This window comes from Conyzicola nivalis (assembly GCF_040548875.1).
Classification (GTDB): Bacteria; Actinomycetota; Actinomycetes; order Actinomycetales; family Microbacteriaceae; genus Conyzicola; species Conyzicola nivalis_A.
In genome coordinates this window covers 308,206-327,235 of the sequence record NZ_JBEPSJ010000004.1, presented here as the reverse complement: position 1 = coordinate 327,235, position 19,030 = coordinate 308,206, and the positions used below count along the sequence as shown (strand labels likewise).

17 protein-coding genes and 1 tRNA gene are annotated in these 19,030 nt (G+C 68.7%); 14 read left to right on the top strand and 4 right to left on the bottom strand.

Annotated features, from left to right (window positions below; all coding sequences use genetic code 11):
• Positions 1–6: 6 nt before the first annotated feature.
• From ABIE21_RS16030 to ABIE21_RS16010, 5 genes are all read left to right on the top strand, one after another.
• Positions 7–1,488: a malate:quinone oxidoreductase gene (locus ABIE21_RS16030; RefSeq protein ID WP_354025849.1), complete on the top strand. Its 1,482-nt coding sequence runs from the start codon at positions 7–9 to the stop codon at positions 1,486–1,488.
• A gap of 202 nt (positions 1,489–1,690) precedes the next feature.
• Positions 1,691–2,833 (top strand): sensor histidine kinase, encoded by a 1,143-nt coding sequence (locus tag ABIE21_RS16025; RefSeq protein WP_354025848.1) that lies wholly within the window; start codon positions 1,691–1,693, stop codon positions 2,831–2,833.
• Positions 2,830–3,993, top strand: coding sequence for a hypothetical protein (locus ABIE21_RS16020; protein WP_354025847.1), 1,164 nt, complete (start codon positions 2,830–2,832; stop codon positions 3,991–3,993). Before ABIE21_RS16025 ends, ABIE21_RS16020 begins: the two co-directional genes overlap by 4 nt.
• Positions 3,980–4,678 (top strand): response regulator transcription factor, encoded by a 699-nt coding sequence (locus ABIE21_RS16015; RefSeq protein ID WP_354025846.1) that lies wholly within the window; start codon positions 3,980–3,982, stop codon positions 4,676–4,678. Before ABIE21_RS16020 ends, ABIE21_RS16015 begins: the two co-directional genes overlap by 14 nt.
• Positions 4,679–5,347 (top strand): thymidine kinase, encoded by a 669-nt coding sequence (locus ABIE21_RS16010; protein WP_354025845.1) that lies wholly within the window; start codon positions 4,679–4,681, stop codon positions 5,345–5,347.
• 238 nt (positions 5,348–5,585) lie between these two features.
• Here ABIE21_RS16010 and ABIE21_RS16005 read toward each other — a convergent pair.
• The 3 genes from ABIE21_RS16005 to ABIE21_RS15995 form a co-directional block, all read right to left on the bottom strand.
• Positions 5,586–5,659, bottom strand: a tRNA-Pro gene (locus ABIE21_RS16005).
• Between the two features lie 30 nt (positions 5,660–5,689).
• Complete coding sequence (locus ABIE21_RS16000) at positions 5,690–6,658, bottom strand: metallophosphoesterase (protein WP_354025844.1); 969 nt, start codon at positions 6,656–6,658, stop codon at positions 5,690–5,692.
• The gene (locus ABIE21_RS15995; RefSeq protein WP_354025843.1) at positions 6,658–9,240 is read right to left on the bottom strand and encodes a transglycosylase domain-containing protein; all 2,583 of its coding nucleotides are present in this window, start codon (positions 9,238–9,240) and stop codon (positions 6,658–6,660) included. The genes ABIE21_RS16000 and ABIE21_RS15995 overlap by 1 nt, the downstream gene beginning before the upstream one ends.
• Positions 9,241–9,293: 53 nt before the next feature.
• Between ABIE21_RS15995 and ABIE21_RS15990 the strand changes: the two genes are divergently transcribed.
• Both ABIE21_RS15990 and ABIE21_RS15985 read left to right on the top strand, forming a co-directional pair.
• The gene (locus ABIE21_RS15990; protein WP_354025842.1) at positions 9,294–9,458 is read left to right on the top strand and encodes a hypothetical protein; all 165 of its coding nucleotides are present in this window, start codon (positions 9,294–9,296) and stop codon (positions 9,456–9,458) included.
• Positions 9,455–9,916, top strand: a complete 462-nt coding sequence (locus ABIE21_RS15985; RefSeq protein WP_354025841.1) for a RidA family protein — start codon at positions 9,455–9,457, stop codon at positions 9,914–9,916. The genes ABIE21_RS15990 and ABIE21_RS15985 overlap by 4 nt, the downstream gene beginning before the upstream one ends.
• Before the next feature lie 95 nt (positions 9,917–10,011).
• Here the strand turns inward: ABIE21_RS15985 and acs are convergent, their stop codons facing one another.
• Entirely contained in the window at positions 10,012–11,985 is a 1,974-nt protein-coding gene (gene acs / locus ABIE21_RS15980) for an acetate--CoA ligase (RefSeq protein ID WP_354025840.1), read from the bottom strand.
• Positions 11,986–12,311: 326 nt separating this feature from the next.
• Between acs and ABIE21_RS15975 the strand changes: the two genes are divergently transcribed.
• The 7 genes from ABIE21_RS15975 (at position 12,312) to tmk (ending at position 19,030) form a co-directional block, all read left to right on the top strand.
• Complete coding sequence (locus tag ABIE21_RS15975) at positions 12,312–13,304, top strand: TadA family conjugal transfer-associated ATPase (RefSeq protein ID WP_354025839.1); 993 nt, start codon at positions 12,312–12,314, stop codon at positions 13,302–13,304.
• Positions 13,301–14,218 (top strand): type II secretion system F family protein, encoded by a 918-nt coding sequence (locus ABIE21_RS15970; protein WP_354025838.1) that lies wholly within the window; start codon positions 13,301–13,303, stop codon positions 14,216–14,218. Before ABIE21_RS15975 ends, ABIE21_RS15970 begins: the two co-directional genes overlap by 4 nt.
• A gap of 128 nt (positions 14,219–14,346) precedes the next feature.
• On the top strand, positions 14,347–14,529 hold the full coding sequence (locus ABIE21_RS15965; RefSeq protein ID WP_354025837.1) for a DUF4244 domain-containing protein: 183 nt from the start codon (positions 14,347–14,349) through the stop codon (positions 14,527–14,529).
• 22 nt (positions 14,530–14,551) lie between these two features.
• Complete coding sequence (locus ABIE21_RS15960) at positions 14,552–14,917, top strand: TadE family type IV pilus minor pilin (protein ID WP_354025836.1); 366 nt, start codon at positions 14,552–14,554, stop codon at positions 14,915–14,917.
• Positions 14,914–15,360, top strand: a complete 447-nt coding sequence (locus ABIE21_RS15955) for an Rv3654c family TadE-like protein (protein ID WP_354025835.1) — start codon at positions 14,914–14,916, stop codon at positions 15,358–15,360. The genes ABIE21_RS15960 and ABIE21_RS15955 overlap by 4 nt, the downstream gene beginning before the upstream one ends.
• Positions 15,361–15,443: 83 nt before the next feature.
• Entirely contained in the window at positions 15,444–18,407 is a 2,964-nt protein-coding gene (gene topA / locus ABIE21_RS15950) for a type I DNA topoisomerase (protein WP_354025834.1), read from the top strand.
• Positions 18,407–19,030, top strand: a complete 624-nt coding sequence (gene tmk, locus ABIE21_RS15945; protein ID WP_354025833.1) for a dTMP kinase — start codon at positions 18,407–18,409, stop codon at positions 19,028–19,030. Before topA ends, tmk begins: the two co-directional genes overlap by 1 nt.

Below are 19,030 nucleotides of genomic sequence, written 5' to 3'. Positions count from 1 at the left end.
GATCTGGTGAGTTCCTCAGACGCCCCCATCGACGTCGCCCTCATCGGCGGCGGAATCATGAGTGCCACCCTCGGCACGATGCTCAAGCAGCTAGAACCCGACTGGACCATCCAGGTCTTCGAGAAGCTCGGCAGTGCTGCCGAGGAGAGCTCGAACCCGTGGAACAACGCCGGCACCGGCCACGCCGCCCTCTGCGAGCTCAACTACACGCCGCAGCTGCCCGACGGCTCGATCAGCATCGCCGGCGCGGTCAAGGTCAACGAGCAGTTCCAGGTCTCGCGCCAGTTCTGGTCGCACCTCGTCGAAAACGGGAGCCTGCCCGAGCCGGCCAGCTTCATCAACCCGACGCCGCACATGAGCTTCGTGTGGGGCGAGAGCAATGTGGAGTTCCTGCGCAAGCGGTACGCGGCCCTGAAGGACCACCCGCTGTTCCAGGGCCTCGAGTACAGCGAAGACGCCAGCGTCATCCGCGGCTGGGCGCCGCTGCTCATCCCCGGCCGCGCCAAGTCGCAGCCGATCGCCGCCACGCACATCAAGGCGGGCACCGACGTGAACTTCGGCTCGCTCACCCAGAGCCTGCTGACCTACCTCGAAGACAACGGCGCCGAGATCACCAACAACGCCAAGGTCACGGGGCTCAAGCGCCAGAAAGACGGCCTCTGGCGCATCACCTACCGCCGCGAGGTCGGTTTCACGCCGTTCGTCGTGCGGGCGCGCTTCGTGTTCGTCGGAGCGGGCGGCGGCGCGCTCAGCCTGCTGCAGAAGAGCGGCATTCCCGAGATCCGCGGCTACGGCGGCTTCCCCGTCAGCGGAGAGTTCCTGCGCTCCGACAACCAGGAGCTGGTCGCGCGCCACCAGGCCAAGGTCTACGGCATGGCCGCGGTCGGCGCCCCGCCGATGTCCGTCCCCCACCTCGACACCCGCGTGATCGACGGCAACACCAGCCTGATGTTCGGCCCGTACGCCGGCTTCAGCCCCAAGTTCCTCAAGAACGGCTCGCTGTTCGACCTGTTCGCCTCGATCCGACCCCACAACCTGGTGCCGATGATCGCCGCGGGCGCAAGCAACCTGAGCCTCGTGCGCTACCTCCTCGGGCAGCTGCTCGCGAAGAAGTCCACGAAGTTCGCCGAGCTGCAGCAGTTCTTTCCGCACGGAGAACAGAAGGACTGGTACCGCATCACCGCCGGCCAGCGCGTGCAGATCATCAAGAAAGACCCGAAGAAGGGCGGCGTGCTGCAGTTCGGCACCGAGGTCGTTGCCGCGGAAGACGGCAGCATCGCGGGTCTCCTCGGGGCGTCACCCGGAGCATCCACCGCCGCCCCGATCATGCTGGGTCTCATCGAGAAGTGCTTCCCCGAGCACATCGACAACTGGCGTCCGCGTCTGGAGGCGATGGTCCCGAGCTTCGGAACCCAGCTCTCCGACGACCCGAAGCTGGCCGACGAGATCATGACGGCGACGGCGAGCACGCTGCGGATTCCGCGTTAGTCCAGCGTTTTCGATTCGCTTTACGAAGCGAATGGATGGCTCGACGCCCGAGACCGCCCGAAGTGGGGGCCGACGCGCGCTCGCTCTTCGGTTAGCGTCGTGGATACCACCGTCGAGTTGAGGGGGAGCTGAGATGTCTCTCGGACTACCCGGGCATCTCGCACCGCACAGCGAGAGTCGCGCGTTCGCGCGAGCTTCCCACGTGATCGCGCTTGTCTGCCTCGTGGGTGCGGCACTCCTCGTCGCCACCGTGCAGCAGTCGCGCCCCGGCGCCATCCTCTGGCCGGCCCTCGTCGCCCTGGTGCCCATCTTCATCGTGCTCTGGATGGTGGAGCGTTACCGCAGCTGGTTCTTCAGCATCACCTACGTCATCGTCGGCGCAGCGAGCCTGTACTGGTTCGTGCTCGCCGGAACGTCGCAGTTCGTCGGCGAGGCGGCAACCGACTCCTTCGTCTTCACCCTGCCGAAGGTCGCGCTCATCTTCGTGGGCGGCGCCGGCCTCGGCGTGTGGCGGATGATCGGCTGGTCGTCGGCGGGTCTCGTCGCCGGCGAGATCGCGACGCTCCTGGCCGCGCTGCAGACGGGCGCCCAGATCGCGCCCGACCTGACCGCGTTCGCCGTGTACGCGATCTCGGCGATTCTGCTCTCTCTCCTCGGCCTCAGCCGCAACCGGCTCAAGCGGGCGCAGCCGAGCCTGCAGCGCGCCGCCCGCGACGAGCACCTCTCCGACATCCGACACCGCATCGAGGTGCGGGCCGCGGCGATGCTGCACGACACGATCCTCAATCATCTGGCCGCGGTCGCCAACGCCCCCGACGGCGAGCTGGGCGACGAGCTGCGGTCACGCATCGAACGCGACCTGCAGATTCTCGTCGGCGAGGAATGGCTCGTCGACGCCGACGACAGCGAGACGGCTGAGGGCCGGGCGGGCTGGTACGCCAGTCGGCTGTTCCGGGCCCTGGACGAGGCTCGCGAACTCGGGCTCGAGGTCGTGCTCAGCGGCGACCGCACCGCGGTGACGCGCCTCGACCCCGCACGCCAGGTCGCGGTGGCCCTCGCCGTGAAGCAGTGCCTCGTCAACGTGCTGAAGCACGCCGACACCAACGTCGCCGAAGTGGTCATCTACGGTTCGGGCGACGAGGTCTCGATCATGATCATCGACGGCGGCAAGGGATTCTCGGAGCGGGAGACGAGCGTCGACAGGCTCGGGTTGCGGCAGTCGGTGCGCAAGAGGATCGAATCCGTGGATGGCTCGGTGCAGGTCTGGTCGACCCCCGGCACCGGCACGTCCATCCTCATCAGACTTCCCGCCAAGGGTCCGGCCGTCCGGGAGCGAGCGCTGTGACCGGCCGCGAACGCACCGTGCAGCAGCTCGACCCGCTCGCCGCGCTCATGAGCCGCCCGACGGGCTACCTCGCGGCCGTCGCCGTGCCCGGCTACGCGGCGTTTATGAGCTGGCAGAACCGCGGGCAGATCGAGAACACGCTGCTGGCGGTCGTCGCGGTGCTGTTGGTGCTGGCTGCCGGCATCGCGCTCTGCGTCGACACGAGCCCGTTGCGCGCCCCGGTGTCGTCGCGCACGCTCGTCGTGGTGGTGAGCGTGTCGATGGGCGCTCTGCTGCTGTCGTCGCTGTCGATGTGGTCGACGGATGCTTACATTCGCGACGACTGGGGTACGGCCGTGATCGGCATGTACATCGTCGCCCTCGCGCCGTACCGGCCCGCGAAGGAGCTGGCGACTGCGGGTGTTCTGGGCGCCATCTTCGCCGCCCTGATCGCGGTCGTGCAGGCCGAGTCGTTCGTGACCGCCGTGCCTCCCGTCGCCTTCGTCGTGGTCGCCGTCACACCGGTGCTGGCGATGTCGCTCGCGGCGGCGGCGTTCACCGACGTACTCGTGCGCAGTCTCGACCGTTGGCGGGTGCGCGCCAGACGCGCGTTCACGGCGATGACCGACGGCAGCGGCGAGTCGATCGCCCGCTCCGTTCAACAGGACAGCGTGACGGTGCTCAACCAGGAAGTCGTGCCATACTTCTCGACACTGCTCGACGGTGCCACGGTCACCGCGATCTCCCGACAGCGTGCGCGCGAGATCGCCGAGACCGTTCGCTCGGCGATGGTCGCCGATGTCGACCGAACGTGGCTGGAGACGGTCGTCGCGCAGGCCTCGCGGCGTTACCAGCACGGCTCAGAGGCCGTGAGTGGCGTCGTACGCGACGAAGGCCGGCTCGCCGAGCAGATGTCTACCGACGAGCGCACAGCGGTGCGAGCGTTGATCGTGGCGCTGCACGCCCACGAGTCGTTCGACGCGCGAACGGCGAGCATCGACATCGACAGCAGAGGCGCATACTGCGACGTCGTGATGCGCGCGCGGATGGACGCGACCGACGGCACGCTCCGCGGCGATCTGGCCCCGTTCATCGCCGTAGCCCGAGTGATGTTCAGCGACCTGCAACTTGAGCACGAGCATCCGTACCTGACACTAAGGTTTTCATATGAGCAGCGTTGACGGCAGGCAGACGGGCGGGACGATGCCCGGCAACACGCCAGACCCCACGCGCGTGCGGCTCGCGATCCTCGACGACCACGAGGTGCTGCTCGACAGCCTGAGCAGCTGGATCTACGCCAACGCGCCCGACTTCGACCTCGTGCTCAGCGCGAGCTCCTGGCTGGAGCTCGTGCACAGCGACAACTTCCCGACCGACCTGGTGTTCCTCGACTTCCAGCTCAAGGAGCCCGTGTCGATCGAGGCCCGGGTGCGAACCTGCCGGGCCGCGGGGGCGAAGGTCATCGTGCTCACGAGCCTCGACAGCCGCGAGTCCCGCGACCGCGCGCTCGCCGCGGGTGCCGCCGGTTTCCTCTCCAAGACCCTGCCGATGCGCGAGGTCATGGACGCCGCGCGCGCCATCATGGGCGTGCGCCCGAACACGGTCGTCCAGCGTGACTGGCGCCCGCTCCCCGTCGGCGCGACCAGCCAGTCCCGGCCCAAGCTCAGTGCCGGCGAGATCGAGGCGTTCCGCCTCTACGTCTCCGGATTCAGCACCGTCGAGGTGGCGGGCAAGATGAACGTGCAGTACGAGACCGCGAAGACCTACCTTCGCCGCGTCCGCGAGAAGTACGCCAAGGCGAACCGTCCGGCGAGCAAGAAGGCGGAGCTCATCCGACGCGCCGCAGAAGATGGATACCTGCTGTAAATGTCGAAACTCTACTTCCGCTACGGCGCGATGAACAGCGGCAAGAGCACCGCCCTCCTCCAGGCCGCCTTCAACTACGAGGAGCGCGACCAGCAGGTGCTGCTCGCGAAGCCCCGCATCGACACCAAGGGCGACAACGCGATCGTCTCCCGGCTCGGCGTCAGCCGCCAGGTCGACTTCACCATCGGGCCCGACGAAGACATCTACGTCGCATTCTCGACCGAGCGGGCGCGCGTGCTGAAGTCCACCGGCAAAGACGTGAGCTGCCTGCTCGTCGACGAGGCGCAGTTCCTCTCCGAGTCGCAGGTCGACGACCTGCTGCGCATCGCGATCCTCGAGGGCATCCCGGTGCTCGCCTACGGCATCCGCACCGACTTCCAGACGGTCGCCTTTCCCGGCAGCCGCCGTCTGCTCGAGATCGCGCACTCGCTCGAAGAGCTCAAGACGATCTGCCGCTGCGGACGCAAGGCCGTCTTCAACGCGCGCACGGTCGACGGGCGGTTCACCTTCGACGGCGACCAGGTCGCGATCGATCACGTGCAGGATGTCTCGTACCAGTCGCTGTGCGGCAAGTGCTACCTCGAGGAGAGCGACGGCGTGCTCAACAACGGCCGCCGCGACCGCATCGACGTGAGCTACGGCGCAGAGCCCGACCCCGACTTCGCGTAGGGCCTGCGCGCCGCGCCGTCAGCGGTCTCTGCGGTGCGGTCCGTGGTCCGAAAACGAAGGACATCTCGCCGCCATTCGGTCGTTCGGTGCCGATCGGACGGCCCAGCGCGAGGATCTCCTGAGTTTCCAGACGGGCAGCCGGGCGGGCGATGCGGGCGGATGGCTCGGGGACGGGCCGGCGGCGGGGCCGTTAACCACAGAACGCCCTCCCCGTGAAGGGAGGGCGTTCTGTGTTGTGTCGGGGTAGCGGGATTCGAACCCACGACCTCTTCGTCCCGAACGAAGCGCGCTACCAAGCTGCGCCACACCCCGATCTTTCCCGTTGCGAGCAACGGGAACTAATCAAGAATAGCTGAAATCTCCGGCGGTTAATGTCACGAGTACCGCTTCGGGCGGGCAGGCGAAGCGAACAGGCGCGTAGATCGAGGTTCCGATGCCCGCTGACACGTTCAAATACGCGGCACGACGGGCGTGGTGCCAGACGCTGAGCCCTTGCGCCTGGTCGCGAGGAATATCGCAATTGGTCACCAGGGCGGGCAGTCCGGGCACCCGGACCTGTCCGCCGTGCGTGTGCCCGGCGAAGATCACGTCGGCGCCGTTGGTCACGAACGAGTTGAGCACGCGCTGGTACGGGGCGTGGGTCACCCCGATCGTGATCGGGTCCTGGCCGGTGCGTCCGGGCGGCCACTCGACGTTCTCCTGCATCGTCTCGATGGCGCCGGGGAGCGAGCCGAGCTTGTCCCAGCCGCGGTGGGCGTCGTTGACCCCGAAGAACTCGATGTTCGAACCCTTGATCGTCATGGCGCGAGCCGTGTTGTTCAGGCTCAGCCAGCCGAGGTCGTTCTGAAAGAAGCTCTCGAGGCGTGGAGTGTCGAGCGCCGTGGACTTGTGATCCCGTTTGCTCGGACCGGTGAAGTAGCGCAGCGGGTTCTTGTAGCTCGGGCCCACGTAGTCGTTCGAACCGTTCACGTAGACGCCCGCTGCCGAGGCGAACGGCGCAAGCGCGTATTCGAGCGCCTCCTGCGCTTCGACGTGGCCGAGGTTGTCGCCCGTGTTGACCACGAGGTCGGGCTCCAGGTCGGCGAGCGAACGGACCCACTCGATCTTGGCGCGCTGCCAGGGGGCGAGATGCAGGTCGGCGAGGTGGAGCACGGTCAGCGGGCGAGCTCCCGGCTCGAGGATCGGCAGGGTCTCGAAGCGCACGCCGAAGCGATTGCGCTCGACGAGGCTGCCCCACGCGAAGGCGCCCGCACCGAAGGCGGCCGCCGCGCCGAGCGCGGTGGCCGCCGTCTTCACGGCTGTGCCTGCCATCAACAGGAGATGCGGCCGACGCCGAGCGTCACGCCGTCGGACAGGCGGGCCACGGTACCGGGAGCGGGGTTGCTGGAGAGCACCCGCTTGTCGTTGACCACATCGGTGGGCGCGAGTTGCACACACTTCTCCTGCACCGAGGCGAATCCGGCCGTGGCCAGGGTCGACTTCGCAGTATCGACGTTCGGTCCTCCCGTGACCACGTCAGGCATCGTGGTGAGCGCGCCGTTGCTGGAGTAGACGGTGATCGTCTGGCCCCGCGCCATCACAGTGCCAGCCGGGGGATCGGTGCTCGCCACCGACCCGGCTGGCGACGCCGCGTCGACCGGGCCTCCGTCGACGAAGACGAGCTTGAGGCCCGTGATGATCGACTGGGCCGTGGCCATCGGATTGCCGACCACGTCGGGGGCGTTGATGCCCGCGCCGTTGAGCAGCCTGTCGGCCGGCTTGTCGAACGCGGCACCGCCGTAGAGCGCGTTCGCCTGGGCGTTGATCGGCTTCGACAGGTTGTGCCTGTTGTTGATGCCGCCCGGGTAGTTCGAGATCTTGTAGTTTCCCTGCACGTTGCCGAACCACAGCGCAGTGGTGACCGCGGTGCTCGAGCTGACGAGCCAGGTCTGGTTCGAGGAGTCGGTGGTGCCGGTCTTGCCCATCATCGGCGTGTTGTCGTTCGGCTTGCCGCGGTACCCCTTCATCGCGCCCTGCAGCGCGAACGCCGCGGTGGCCGCGACCTCGGGGTCAATCGCCTGAGCGCACTCCTGCGTCTGGCCGGGCAGCGCCTGTCCTTCGAAGTTGGTGACGCCGTCGACGGCGATCGGCTTGCAGTAGACGCCGTGGTTCGCGACGCCGGCGTAGGCCGCGGCCATCGTGAGCGGCGCGATGGAGTCGGTTCCGAGAATCGCCGACGGGTTCGACTTCAGCTTGTTCTCGAAGTCGTTCGGCGTCGACGGGTCGTCCACCGTCATGGCCGGGTGCACACCCAGCGACTGGGCGATCTTCTTCGTCTCGCACTGGTCGAGCTCGAGACCCATCGACGCGTACGCGCCGTTGATGGATGCCGCGGTGGCCGCCATGACCGTGCGGCTGCCCTTCTCGCCCGAGGAGTTCTTGAACGGCCAGTTGCCGCCGAACGGCCCGTCGTTGTTGCCGTCGGCGCCGCCGGTGCAGGTGTTGGTGAAGGCCGACTGTTGCAACGTGCGCGCGTTGCCGTCGACGACCTCGTTGAGCCCGCGGCCGCTGTTCAACCAGTTGAGCAGGGTGAACAGCTTGTACGTCGATCCGACCTGGAAGCCGTTCGATCCGCCACGGTTGAAGTCGGTGTTGTAGTTCACCGAGGTCAGGGTGGGGTCCGCCTGGGCGGCCTCGGTGTTGTTGAAGGTCTTGTTCTGGGCCATCGAGAGGATGCGCCCGGTGCCCACCTGCACGGAGGTCGCCGCGGCACCCAGCTGCAGGCGGGTCTCTCCTGCCGGAGCCCCGGCGGCGAGCGTGTCCTGCGCTACCCGCTGCAGGCGCAGGTCGAGCGACGTGTAGATCTTGTAGCCGCCGATCTTCCAATTGGCGTTGCGTTCTGCGGGAGTGGCGCCGAGCGATTCGAGCTCGGGGATCAGCTTCGTCACGTAGTCACAGAAGTACGTCGCGTAGGGGTAGGCGGCGATGCATCCGTTCGTATACGGCGTGAGCACGACGGTAGTCGGGTCGACCGGTACCGCGAGGGCCTCGTCGAGCTGCGCCTGCGTGATGGTGCCCTCGACGAGCATGTTCCTGAGGATGACGTCGCGGCGCGACTTGTTGTTCTCGTAGTTTTCGGGGCTGTCGAGACCGCGCGCGCCAGGCTCCTGGACGATGGCGATGAGGCTCGCGGCCTGCGCCAGCGTCACCTCGGCGGCGGATACGCCGAAGTAGCGCTTCGCGGCCGACTGGATGCCGTAGTTGTTGCCGCCGAAGCCGGCGATGTTCAGGTAGGCGAGGAGGATCTCGTCTTTCGTGTAACGCTTCTCGAGGCCGATGGCGAGCTTCATCTCCTTGATCTTGCGATCGAAGCTGCCCTCCTGCGCCTTCTTGATGCCGGCCTTCTGGTCTGCCTCGTCCGGGCGCTGCAGCGCCTCTTGGATGTAGATGTTCTTGACGAGCTGCATCGACAGGGTCGACGCACCGCTCGTGTCGCCGCCGGCGACGTTGCCGACCGCGGCGCGGATGACACCCTGGAGGTCGACACCGCCGTGCTCGTAGAAACGGCGGTCTTCACCGGCGATCGTAGCGTCCTTGACGAACTGGGAGACTGCGTCCCACTTCACCTCTTCGCGGTTCTGGCTGTAGACCTGCGCGATGGGGGTGTAGAGCGGCGTGCCGTCGGGGTTGACACCGTCGGTGACGAAGATCTCGTTGCGCTGCGGCTGGTTGCCGATTTCGATGAACTCGGGGAGGCTGTCGAAGATCCCGATGCCGTTGGAGGCGGTGACGCCGGTGACGGCGAGAGCGGGGGTGACCATGACGGTCACGAGGATTCCGGCTATGACGCTAAAGCCGAACATTCCAAAGACGCCGCTGAGCACGCCTTTAGGTCGGGAGTTTTGGGCAGACATACAATGCATGCTACGCGACCCATCTTCCCAACTACCTGAGCGAGAGCCTAAAAATGACGACGTGGGAGTACCTCACAACACCCCTGATGATTCACAACACCGCCGCGATCCTGAATAACTGGGGATCCCAAGGCTGGGAACTGGTGCAGGTCGTGACCGGTCCGGAGGGCGGCCTGGTGGCCTACCTCAAGCGCGAGGTCGGGGAGGAAGGCGCATGAGCACCATCGACGAACGTCTCGCAGAGCTCGGCATCACCCTGCCCGCAGTGGCGGCGCCGGTGGCCGCATACATCCCCGCCCTGGTTTCCGGAAACCTCGTCTTCACCTCGGGCCAGCTGCCGATGGTGGAGGGCGTGCTGCCCGCCACGGGCAAGCTCGGCGCCGCGGTCTCCGCCGAGGAGGGCAAAGAGCTCGCCCGCCAGTGCGCCCTCAACGCCCTCGCCGCGGTGGAGAGCGTGATCGGCTCTCTCGACCGGGTGACCCGCATCGTCAAGCTCGTCGGGTTCGTGGCATCCGACCCCTCGTTCACCGGCCAGCCCGGCGTCATCAACGGCGCCTCCGACGTGCTCGGCGAGATCTTCGGCGACGCCGGCGTGCACGCGCGCAGCGCGGTGGGCGTCTCGGTGCTGCCGCTCGACTCGCCCGTGGAGCTGGAGCTCATCGTCGAGTTCGCCTGAGCGGACCCCGGTCGCTGAGCCCGCATCCCGGTCGCTGAGCCCGTCGAAGCGTCTGCCCGAGGGCGGCGCTTCGACAGGCTCGGCGACCGATCTATCTAACGGATCTTGTCGGTGATGATCTGCATCACGCTGGTGTCGGCGAGGGTGGTGGTGTCGCCGACGGCGCGCCCCTCCGCGACATCCTGAAGCAGTCGGCGCATGATCTTGCCCGACCTCGTCTTCGGCAGCTCGGCCACGATGAAGACCTGCTTCGGCCGGGCGATCGCGCCGATGCGGTCGGCGACGTGCGTGCGCAACAGGGCGCTGGCCTCGTCGGCCGTCTGCGCGTCCGCCTGGTTGCTCTTCAGGATCACGAACGCGACGACGGCCTGCCCGGTCGTATCGTCGGCGGCCCCGACCACCGCGGCCTCGGCCACGATCGCGTGCGACACGAGGGCCGACTCGATCTCGGTCGTCGACAGGCGGTGCCCTGAGACGTTCATCACGTCGTCGACGCGGCCGAGCAGCGTGATGTCGCCGTCGGCGTCGACGTGGGCCCCGTCGCCGGCGAAGTACTTCCACACGCCGTCCTTCGAGAACTTCGACCAGTAGGTCTCGATGAAACGGTCGGGATCGCCCCAGATGCCGCGCAGCATCGACGGCCACGGCTCCGAGACCACGAGCAGCCCGCCCCGGGGCGGGTCGACGCGGGTGCCGTCGTCGCCGAGGATGTCGATCACGATGCCCGGGATCGGGGTCTGCGCCGACCCGGGCTTGGCCTCGGTGATGCCGGGCAGAGCGGAGATCATGATCGCGCCCGTCTCCGTCTGCCACCAGGTGTCGACGATGGGCGTCTCGCCGCCCCCGATGACCTCGCGGTACCAGATCCACGCCTCGGGGTTGATCGGTTCGCCGACCGAGCCGAGCACACGCAGGCTCGACAGGTCGAACGTGTTCGGCACCTGCCGGCCGACCTTCATAAACGAGCGGATGGCCGTCGGAGCGGTGTAGAAGATGCTGACGCCGTACTTCTCGACGATCTCCCACCAGCGCCCGGGGTGCGGGGTGTCGGGCGTGCCCTCGTAGAGCACCTGCGTCGCGCCGTTCGCGAGCGGGCCGTAGACCACGTAGGAATGCCCGGTCACCCAGCCGACGTCGGCGGTGCACCAGTACACGTCGGTCTCGGGGTGCAGGTCGAAGACGCTCTTGTGCGTGAACGCGGTCTGCGTGAGGTAGCCGCCGCTGGTGTGCAGGATGCCCTTCGGCTTGCCGGTTGTGCCGCTCGTGTAGAGGATGAACAGCGGGTTCTCGGCCTCGAAACCCTCTGCCTCGTGTTCGGGCTCGGCCGCGGCGATGGCGTCGTGCCACCAGTGGTCGCGGCCCTCGGTCCACTGCACGTCGTTCTCTCCGCGGCGCACCACGAGTACGTCTGTGACGCTCGTCGGCTCTTCGCCCTCGGCGGGAGCGATGGCGGCGTCGACCGCGTCCTTGAGCGGGAAGACCTTGCCCTTGCGCCACCCGCCATCGGCGGTGATCACCAGGCGGGCGTTGGCGTCCGCGACCCTGGCCCGGATGCTGTCGGAGCTGAAGCCGCCGAAGATCACCGAGTGGACGGCGCCGATGCGCGCGACCGCGAGCATCGCGATGACCGCCTCGGGCACGAGGGGCATGTAGATCGCCACGCGGTCGCCCTGCCCGATGCCGAGCCCGAGGAGCACGTTCGCGGCGCGCTTCACCTCGGCGGTCAGCTCGGCGTAGGTGTACGAGCGGCTGTCGCCGGGCTCGCCCTCCCAGTGCAGTGCGACGCGCTCGCCGTTGCCCGCGAGAACGTGACGGTCGAGGCAGTTGTAAGCGACGTTGATGCGGCCGTCGGCGAACCACTTGGCGAACGGCGGGTTCGACCAGTCGAGCGTCTCGGTGAACGGCTCGTGCCAGTGGAGCTCGCGCGCCCTGTCGGCCCAGAATCCGAGACGGTCGGCCTTGGCCTTCTCGTAGATGTCTGCCGCGGTGACGGAGTTCTCTGCGAAGGCTGCGGTGGGTGGGAACCGGCGGGTCTCGGAGAGGAGCGTATCGATCGAATTATTGGACATCGTTATCCTGTCATTCAGCGGGAGCGAGTGCTGCAACGATCCTAGACCGCTCGCTGAGAGTGGCCTGTCAACCCTCCCGAATGGCCCTTGCGTGGGGGGCGTGCGACGGTACACTGATTCTCATCGAGCGGACGCCTTAGCGAATGCTCGATGATGGCAGCGCACTCGATTTCCCCCAATCGGCGCTGCTGTGGCGGCGCCCGTTCCCCCCAATGGGCGCCGCCCCTCTTTAACCTCCTGTCCTCCCCATGCGGAGTCGCCGGACGGTTATGCAGAATTGCGGATACCTCGGGCCGATGATCTCGGGCGGCTCCTAACCTGCTCGCATGCCCGCAGAGCCTTTCGTCGCCCGCCGGCCGGGCGCGCCACCACCGCCCGATGCGCGGCTCGGAGCCGACGGCGGTTTTCCCGAGGAGTTCGGGCCGCTCGCCCCGTTCATCGCCGACGCCAGTGTCACCGACGTGTTCGTCAACGGCGGCGCCTCCGTCTTCGTCGACCGCGGGGCTGGTGCGGTGCGCGAGGCCGTCGATCTCGACGACGGCGCGGTGCGCGAGCTGGCGGTGCGGCTCATGGCGCTCGGTGGGCGGCACATCGACGAGACCACACCGTGCGTAGACGCGCGCCTGCACGACGGCATCCGCGTGCACGCCGTGCTGCCGCCCGTGTCGCCGCGAGGAACCCTGTTGTCGATTCGCCTCCCGCGCATCCGCCGCATCTCTATCGATGACCTCGAGGCGCAGGGTTTCTTCGCCGTCGACGACGTCGAGTCCGTGCGCGCGCTTGTGGTTCGCCGCGAGAACCTGCTCGTGACCGGCGCGGGCGGCAGCGGCAAGACGACCCTGCTGTCGGCGCTGCTCTCGGCCGCACCGCCCGCCGAACGGATCGTCGCGATAGAAGACGTCGCCGAGCTGCGCGTCGACCACCCGCATTTCGTGTCGCTCGAGGCTCGGCAGGCGAACCTCGAGGGCGCGGGAGAGATCAGCCTGGAACGCCTCGTGCGCGAGGCACTGCGGATGCGCCCCGACCGGCTCGTGCTGGGGGAGTGCCGCGGAGCCGAGGTGCGCGAGCTACTCGCCGCGCTCAACACCGGGCACGACGGCGGAGCGGGCACCCTGCACGCCAACTCGATCGCCGACGTGCCCGCCCGGCTCGAGGCTCTCGGCGCGCTCGCCGGACTATCGGCGACGGCCATCGCCCGGCAGACGGTGAGCGCGATCGGCACGGTGCTGCACGTCGAGCGGCGCGGCGAGGGCCGGGTGCTGGCGCAGACCGGCGGGTTCGCGCTCGACAAGCGCGGGCGCCTGACGGTGACGGCGTGAACCGGGCGCGGGATGCGCCGCGGCTCGCGGGGGTGGCCTCGACCGTGCAGCGTCTCGCGGTGCTGCTCGGTGCGGGCGTGCCGCCGACCTCGGCCTGGCGGTACCTGGCGCAGTCGCCCACCGTCGCGGGGGTCGACGCGGCGATCCGCGGCGGCATGCCCGTCGCCGAGGCGATCGTGGCGCAGCTGCCGGAGGTCGCCGACGACGAGCGTCCGGCCTGGCGGGGGCTCGCGGCCGCATGGTGGGTGGCGGCCGACGTCGGAGCCCCGCTCGCACCCTCGCTGCGCGAATTCGCGGTCTCGCTCAGGTCGCTGTCGGAGGCGCAGCGCGAGATCGCGGTCGCGTTGTCGGCGCCCGTCGCCACGGCGCGACTCGTGATGGCGTTGCCCGCCGTCGGTCTGCTGTTCGGCTTCTCGCTCGGTTTCGACACTCTCGGCGTGCTGTTCACGACCGTGCCCGGGCTGGCCTGCCTCGCGATCGGCGTCACGCTGATGCTCGCCGCCCTCGCCTGGAACCGGCGTCTCGTGGCTGCCGCACAGCCGAGAGACCTCACGCCGGGGCTGCGCTTCGAGCTGACGGCGATCGCTGTGACAGGCGGCGGCGCGCTCGACCGGGCCGTGGCGTCGGTGTCGGAAGCGCTGCGCCGCTGCGGGCTCGACGCCGTGGGCGACGAGGCGGGAGTGGAGGCGGTGCTCGACCTGTCGCGGAGGGCGGGAGTGCCTGCCGCCGAGCTGCTGCGCAGCGAGGCGGAGGAGGGGCGGCGGTCGGCGAGGGCCGAGGCCGCCGCGCACGCCTCGGTGCTGGCGGTGCGGCTGATGCTGCCGCTCGGCCTGTGCGTGCTGCCGGCGTTTATGGTGCTCGGCGTCGCGCCCCTGCTCATCGCGGTGGTCACGTCGACAGTCTCGGGCATGTGACTCCTCCCGTGCACAGGGCCCGTCGCGGATGAGGACTGCACAGATGGGACCGGCGGCCGATTCGGCCGGGCGGTGATGCCGAGACTGGATGTGCTCGTCGCCGACCTCAACAGAGACAGGGAGCAGACATGAATAGAAAGAAGCAGTGGCTGGCGCGGCTCGCCGCCGACGACGGTTCGGCCACCGCCGAGTACGCGATCGCGACCATGGCGGCGGTGGGGTTCGCCGGCTTACTGGTCGTGATCCTGCGGGGCGACGAGGTGCGCGGCATCCTGATGGGGATCATCCGCAGTGCGCTGTCGATCGGGTAGCCGCGCCGCCCGTGGCTATGGCGTGCGCGACGGGCGACGCACGGGCCCCGAGCGATGGGCGCGCGGCTCGAGCGAGCGCGGCAGCGTCACCGCCGAGTTCGCCGCGGTGATCCCCGCGGTGGTGCTGATGCTCGCCTGCTGCCTCGCCGGGGTGCAGATCGCCGGACAGCAGGTGCGTCTACAGGATGCAGCGGCCGGCGTCGCCCGATCGGTCGCCCGCGGCGGCTCGACCAGCGCCGCGGGGCAGGTGCCGGGCGTCGGCATCGCGATCACCCACCGCGGCGACCTCGTCTGCGCCCGACTCAGCGCGCGATCGCGGTCGCCGGCGGGCACGCTGCTCGGACTCACACTGAGCGCGTCGAGCTGCGCGCTCGGCGACGGCCGATGAGCCGGGAGACGGGCGGGGCGGCGACCGGCGCGACGAGACGCGCCGTGGAGCGGCGGCGGGCGGTGAGCCGCGGGCGAGGTCCACGGTGGCGGGGCGACGGCGGCGCGGGGGCGGTCCTCGGGGTCGCACTCGTGGCCGTCGTCGTGTGCGTGACCGCGATGGCCCTGCCCCTCTACGCCGTCCTCGTCGCCAGGCAGGCTCTCGCAGGAGCGGCCGACGCGGCGGCGCTCGCCGCCGCCGACGTGCGGGTGGGCATCCTGCCCGGCGAACCCTGCGCGGTCGCGGGCGCGGTCGCCGTGGCGAATGGGGCCGACCTCTCGGGCTGCGTGATCGACGGGCTCGTCGTGACGGTGGCTGTGAGCGGCACCGTCGCCGGGTTCGCCGTGGGCGTATCGGCGACCGCCGGTCCGCCCGGCACCGCGGCGTTGTCAGGAGTTGAATAGGTGACAATCGGCTTCACCTGTGTATCGTGTCGCTGATGGGGCTGTTCGAGCCCCGCGAAACATCCCCTTATATAAGGAGTCACGTGCCTGGCACGAAGAAGCTCGTTGTCGTCGAGTCGCCCGCCAAGGCGAAGACCATTGCCCAGTACCTGGGAGACGGATACATCGTCCAGGCCTCGGTCGGTCACATCCGCGACCTCATCGAGCCGAAAAACCTGCCGCCCGAGCTCAAGAAGGGCTCCCTCGGCAAGTTCTCCGTCGACGTCGACAACGGGTTCGAGCCGTACTACGTGGTGTCCGACGCCAAGAAGAAGACCGTCGCCGACCTCAAGAAGGCACTCGCCAGCGCCGACGAGCTCTACCTCGCAACTGATGAGGACCGCGAAGGAGAGGCCATCGCCTGGCACCTGCTGCAGGTGCTCAAGCCCAAGGTCCCCGTCAAGCGCATGGTGTTCCACGAGATCACCAAAGAGGCCATCGAGCGCGCCAAGGAGAACACCCGCGACCTCGACACCGCGCTCGTCGACGCGCAGGAGACCCGTCGCATCCTCGACCGCCTCTACGGCTACGAGATCTCCCCCGTCCTGTGGCGTAAGGTCGGCCCCGGCCTCTCGGCCGGCCGCGTGCAGTCCGCCGCCACCCGCCTCGTCGTCGACCGCGAGCGTGAACGCCTCGCGTTCACCGCGGCCAGCTACTGGGACCTCATCGCTCAGTTCACCCCGAAGACCTCCACGCAGGACTTCGAGTCGCGCCTCGTGCGCGTCGACGGCGCCCGCATCGCCGTGGGCCGCGACTTCGACGACAAGGGCGTGCTCAAGTCGGGCGCGGTCGCACTCGACGAGTCGAAGGCCCAGTCGCTCGCGTCGCAGTTGCGCGATCCCGCTGTCTCGCTGGTCGTGTCATCCGTCGAGTCAAAGCCGTACACGCGCCGTCCCGCCGCCCCGTTCACCACCTCGACCCTGCAGCAGGAGGCCGGCCGCAAGCTGCGCTTCTCCGCACGCCAGACCATGAGCGTCGCGCAGGGACTGTACGAGAACGGCTACATCACCTACATGCGAACCGACTCGGCGACGCTGTCGGGTCAGGCCATCAACGCCGCACGCACCCAGGCGGCTGCCCTCTACGGGGTCGAGACCATCCCCGACAAGCCGCGCGTCTACGCCGGCAAGAACAAGAGCGCGCAGGAGGCCCACGAGGCGATCCGTCCGTCCGGCGAGACCTTCCGCACCCCCGCCGAGCTCTCGAGCGTGCTGCGCGGCAACGACTTCAAGCTCTACGACCTGATCTGGAAGCGCACCGTCGCCTCGCAGATGGCCGACGCCAAGGGCTCCACCGCCACCGTCACCATCAAGGCCGGCCCCACCGCCGACGACTCGATCGCCGAGTTCGCCGCGAGTGGAACCGTCATCACCTTCCGCGGGTTCCTCCACGCCTACGAGGAGAGCCGCGACGAGGAGCGCAACGAGACCGCCGAGCCGGCCGAGGCCAAGCTGCCCCAGCTGACCGAGGGCCAGGTGCTCTCACTGGTCGACATCGAGGCCAAGGGCCACGAGACATCCGCACCCCCTCGCTACACCGAGGCGAGCCTCGTGAAGGCGCTCGAAGAGCTCGGCATCGGCCGCCCGTCGACCTACGCCGCCATCATCTCCACCATCATCGACCGAGGCTACGTCACCCCCCGCGGTCAGGCCCTCGTTCCGAACTGGATCGCCTTCTCGGTCGTGCGCCTCCTCGAGGAGTACTTCTCCGACCTCGTCGAATACGACTTCACCGCCGGTATGGAGAGCGACCTCGACCTCATCGCCGGGGGAGAGGCCGACCGTGTCGAGTGGCTCACCGGCTTCTACTTCGGCAACGCCAAGCACCGCGGGCTGCGCACCGTCATCGACAACCTCGGCGAGATCGACGCCCGCGAGATCAACTCGATCAAGATCGCCGACGACGTCACCCTTCGCATCGGCAAGTACGGTCCGTACCTCGAGGCGCCAGGCGTCGACCCCGAGACGCCGCGCCGCGTCAACATCCCCGCCGAGCTGGCACCCGACGAGCTCACCGCCGCGAAGGCGCGCGAGCTCATCGAGGCGCCCGTCGTCGGCGACCGAATCATCGGCGTGAATCCCGAGAACGGCAAGAACGTCGTCGCGAAAGACGGCAGGTTCGGACCGTACGTGACCGAGGTCGACCCGGTCGACGAGGCCGCGGAGGCCGCTGCGAAGGCAGAGGCGGATGCCGCGGCTGCCGCCCTCGCGGCCACCGAGGTCGTCGATCCCGCCACCGGCGAGGTCGTCGCGGCGAAGCCCAAGCGCAAGCCGGCCGTCAAGAAGTCGGTAGCGGCCAAGGCCCGCACCGCATCCATCTTCAAGTCCATGGACCTCGCGACCGTCGACCTCGACACCGCGCTGCGTCTGCTCGACCTGCCCCGCGTCGTCGGCCTCGACCCCGAGACCGGTGCCGAGATCACCGCGCAGAACGGCAAGTTCGGCCCGTACCTGAAGAAGGGCACCGACACCCGGTCGCTCACCAGCGAAGACCAGATCTTCGACGTCGACCTCGCCGGCGCAATCGAGCTGTACGCGCAGCCCAAGTACGGCGGACGCGCGGCGTCCAGCGCGCTCAAGGACTTCGAGCAGCCCGACCCGGTGAGCGAGAAGCCGATCCGCATCAAGGACGGCCGTTTCGGCGCCTACGTGACCGACGGCACCACCAACGCGACGATCCCGCGCGGCGAGACTGTCGAAGACGTCGACTACGACCGCGCCGTACAGCTGCTCGCCGACAAGCGCGCCAAGGGCCCTGTAGTCAAGAAGAAGCCGGCAGCCAAGAAGCCGGCCGCGAAGAAGCCCGCCGCGAAGAAGACGGTGGCGAAGAAGCCCGCGGCTGCGAAGTCGACGACCGCCAAGGCCACAGCGGCGAAGGCGACGGCGGTCAAGGCGCCGCTGACACCGGAGGCCGCGGCGAAGGCCGAGGCGACTAAGGCCAAGGCGGCGGCGACACGCGCCGCGACCGCGGCGGCGAAGAAGGCGGCAGCCGAGGCTACGGCGCAGTAGTGGCCGGCCTCTTCATCACGTTCGAGGGCGGCGACGGCTCGGGCAAGTCCACACAGTCGCGCCTGCTCACCGACTGGCTCACCGGCGTCGGGCACACGGTGCTGCACGCCCGTGAGCCGGGCGGCACCGAACTCGGACTCGAACTGCGCGAGATCATCCTGCACCGCCGCGGCTACATCGCGCCGCGCGCCGAGGCGCTGCTCTACGCCGCCGACCGCGCGCACAACATCGCGACGACGGTGCGTCCCGCGATCGAGCGTGGCGAGATCGTCATCCAGGACCGCTACCTCGACTCGTCGGTTGCCTACCAGGGCGCCGGGCGCGTGCTCGACGGCACCGAGATCCGCGACATCTCCCTCTGGGCCGCCGAGGGCCTGCTGCCCGACCTCACCGTGCTGCTCGACCTGCCGCCGGAGGCGGGCCGCGAGCGCATCACCGCGACGGGGAGCACGACCTACGACCGCCTCGAGGAGGAGAAGAACGAGTTTCACCAGCGCGTGCGCGACTCCTTCCTCGCTCTCGCCGCGGCCGAGCCCGAGCGTTTCATCGTGATCGACGCCACCCTGCCGATCGAAACCATCGCGGCGTCCATCCAGACCCGCGTTGAACGTCTTCTGGCCTAG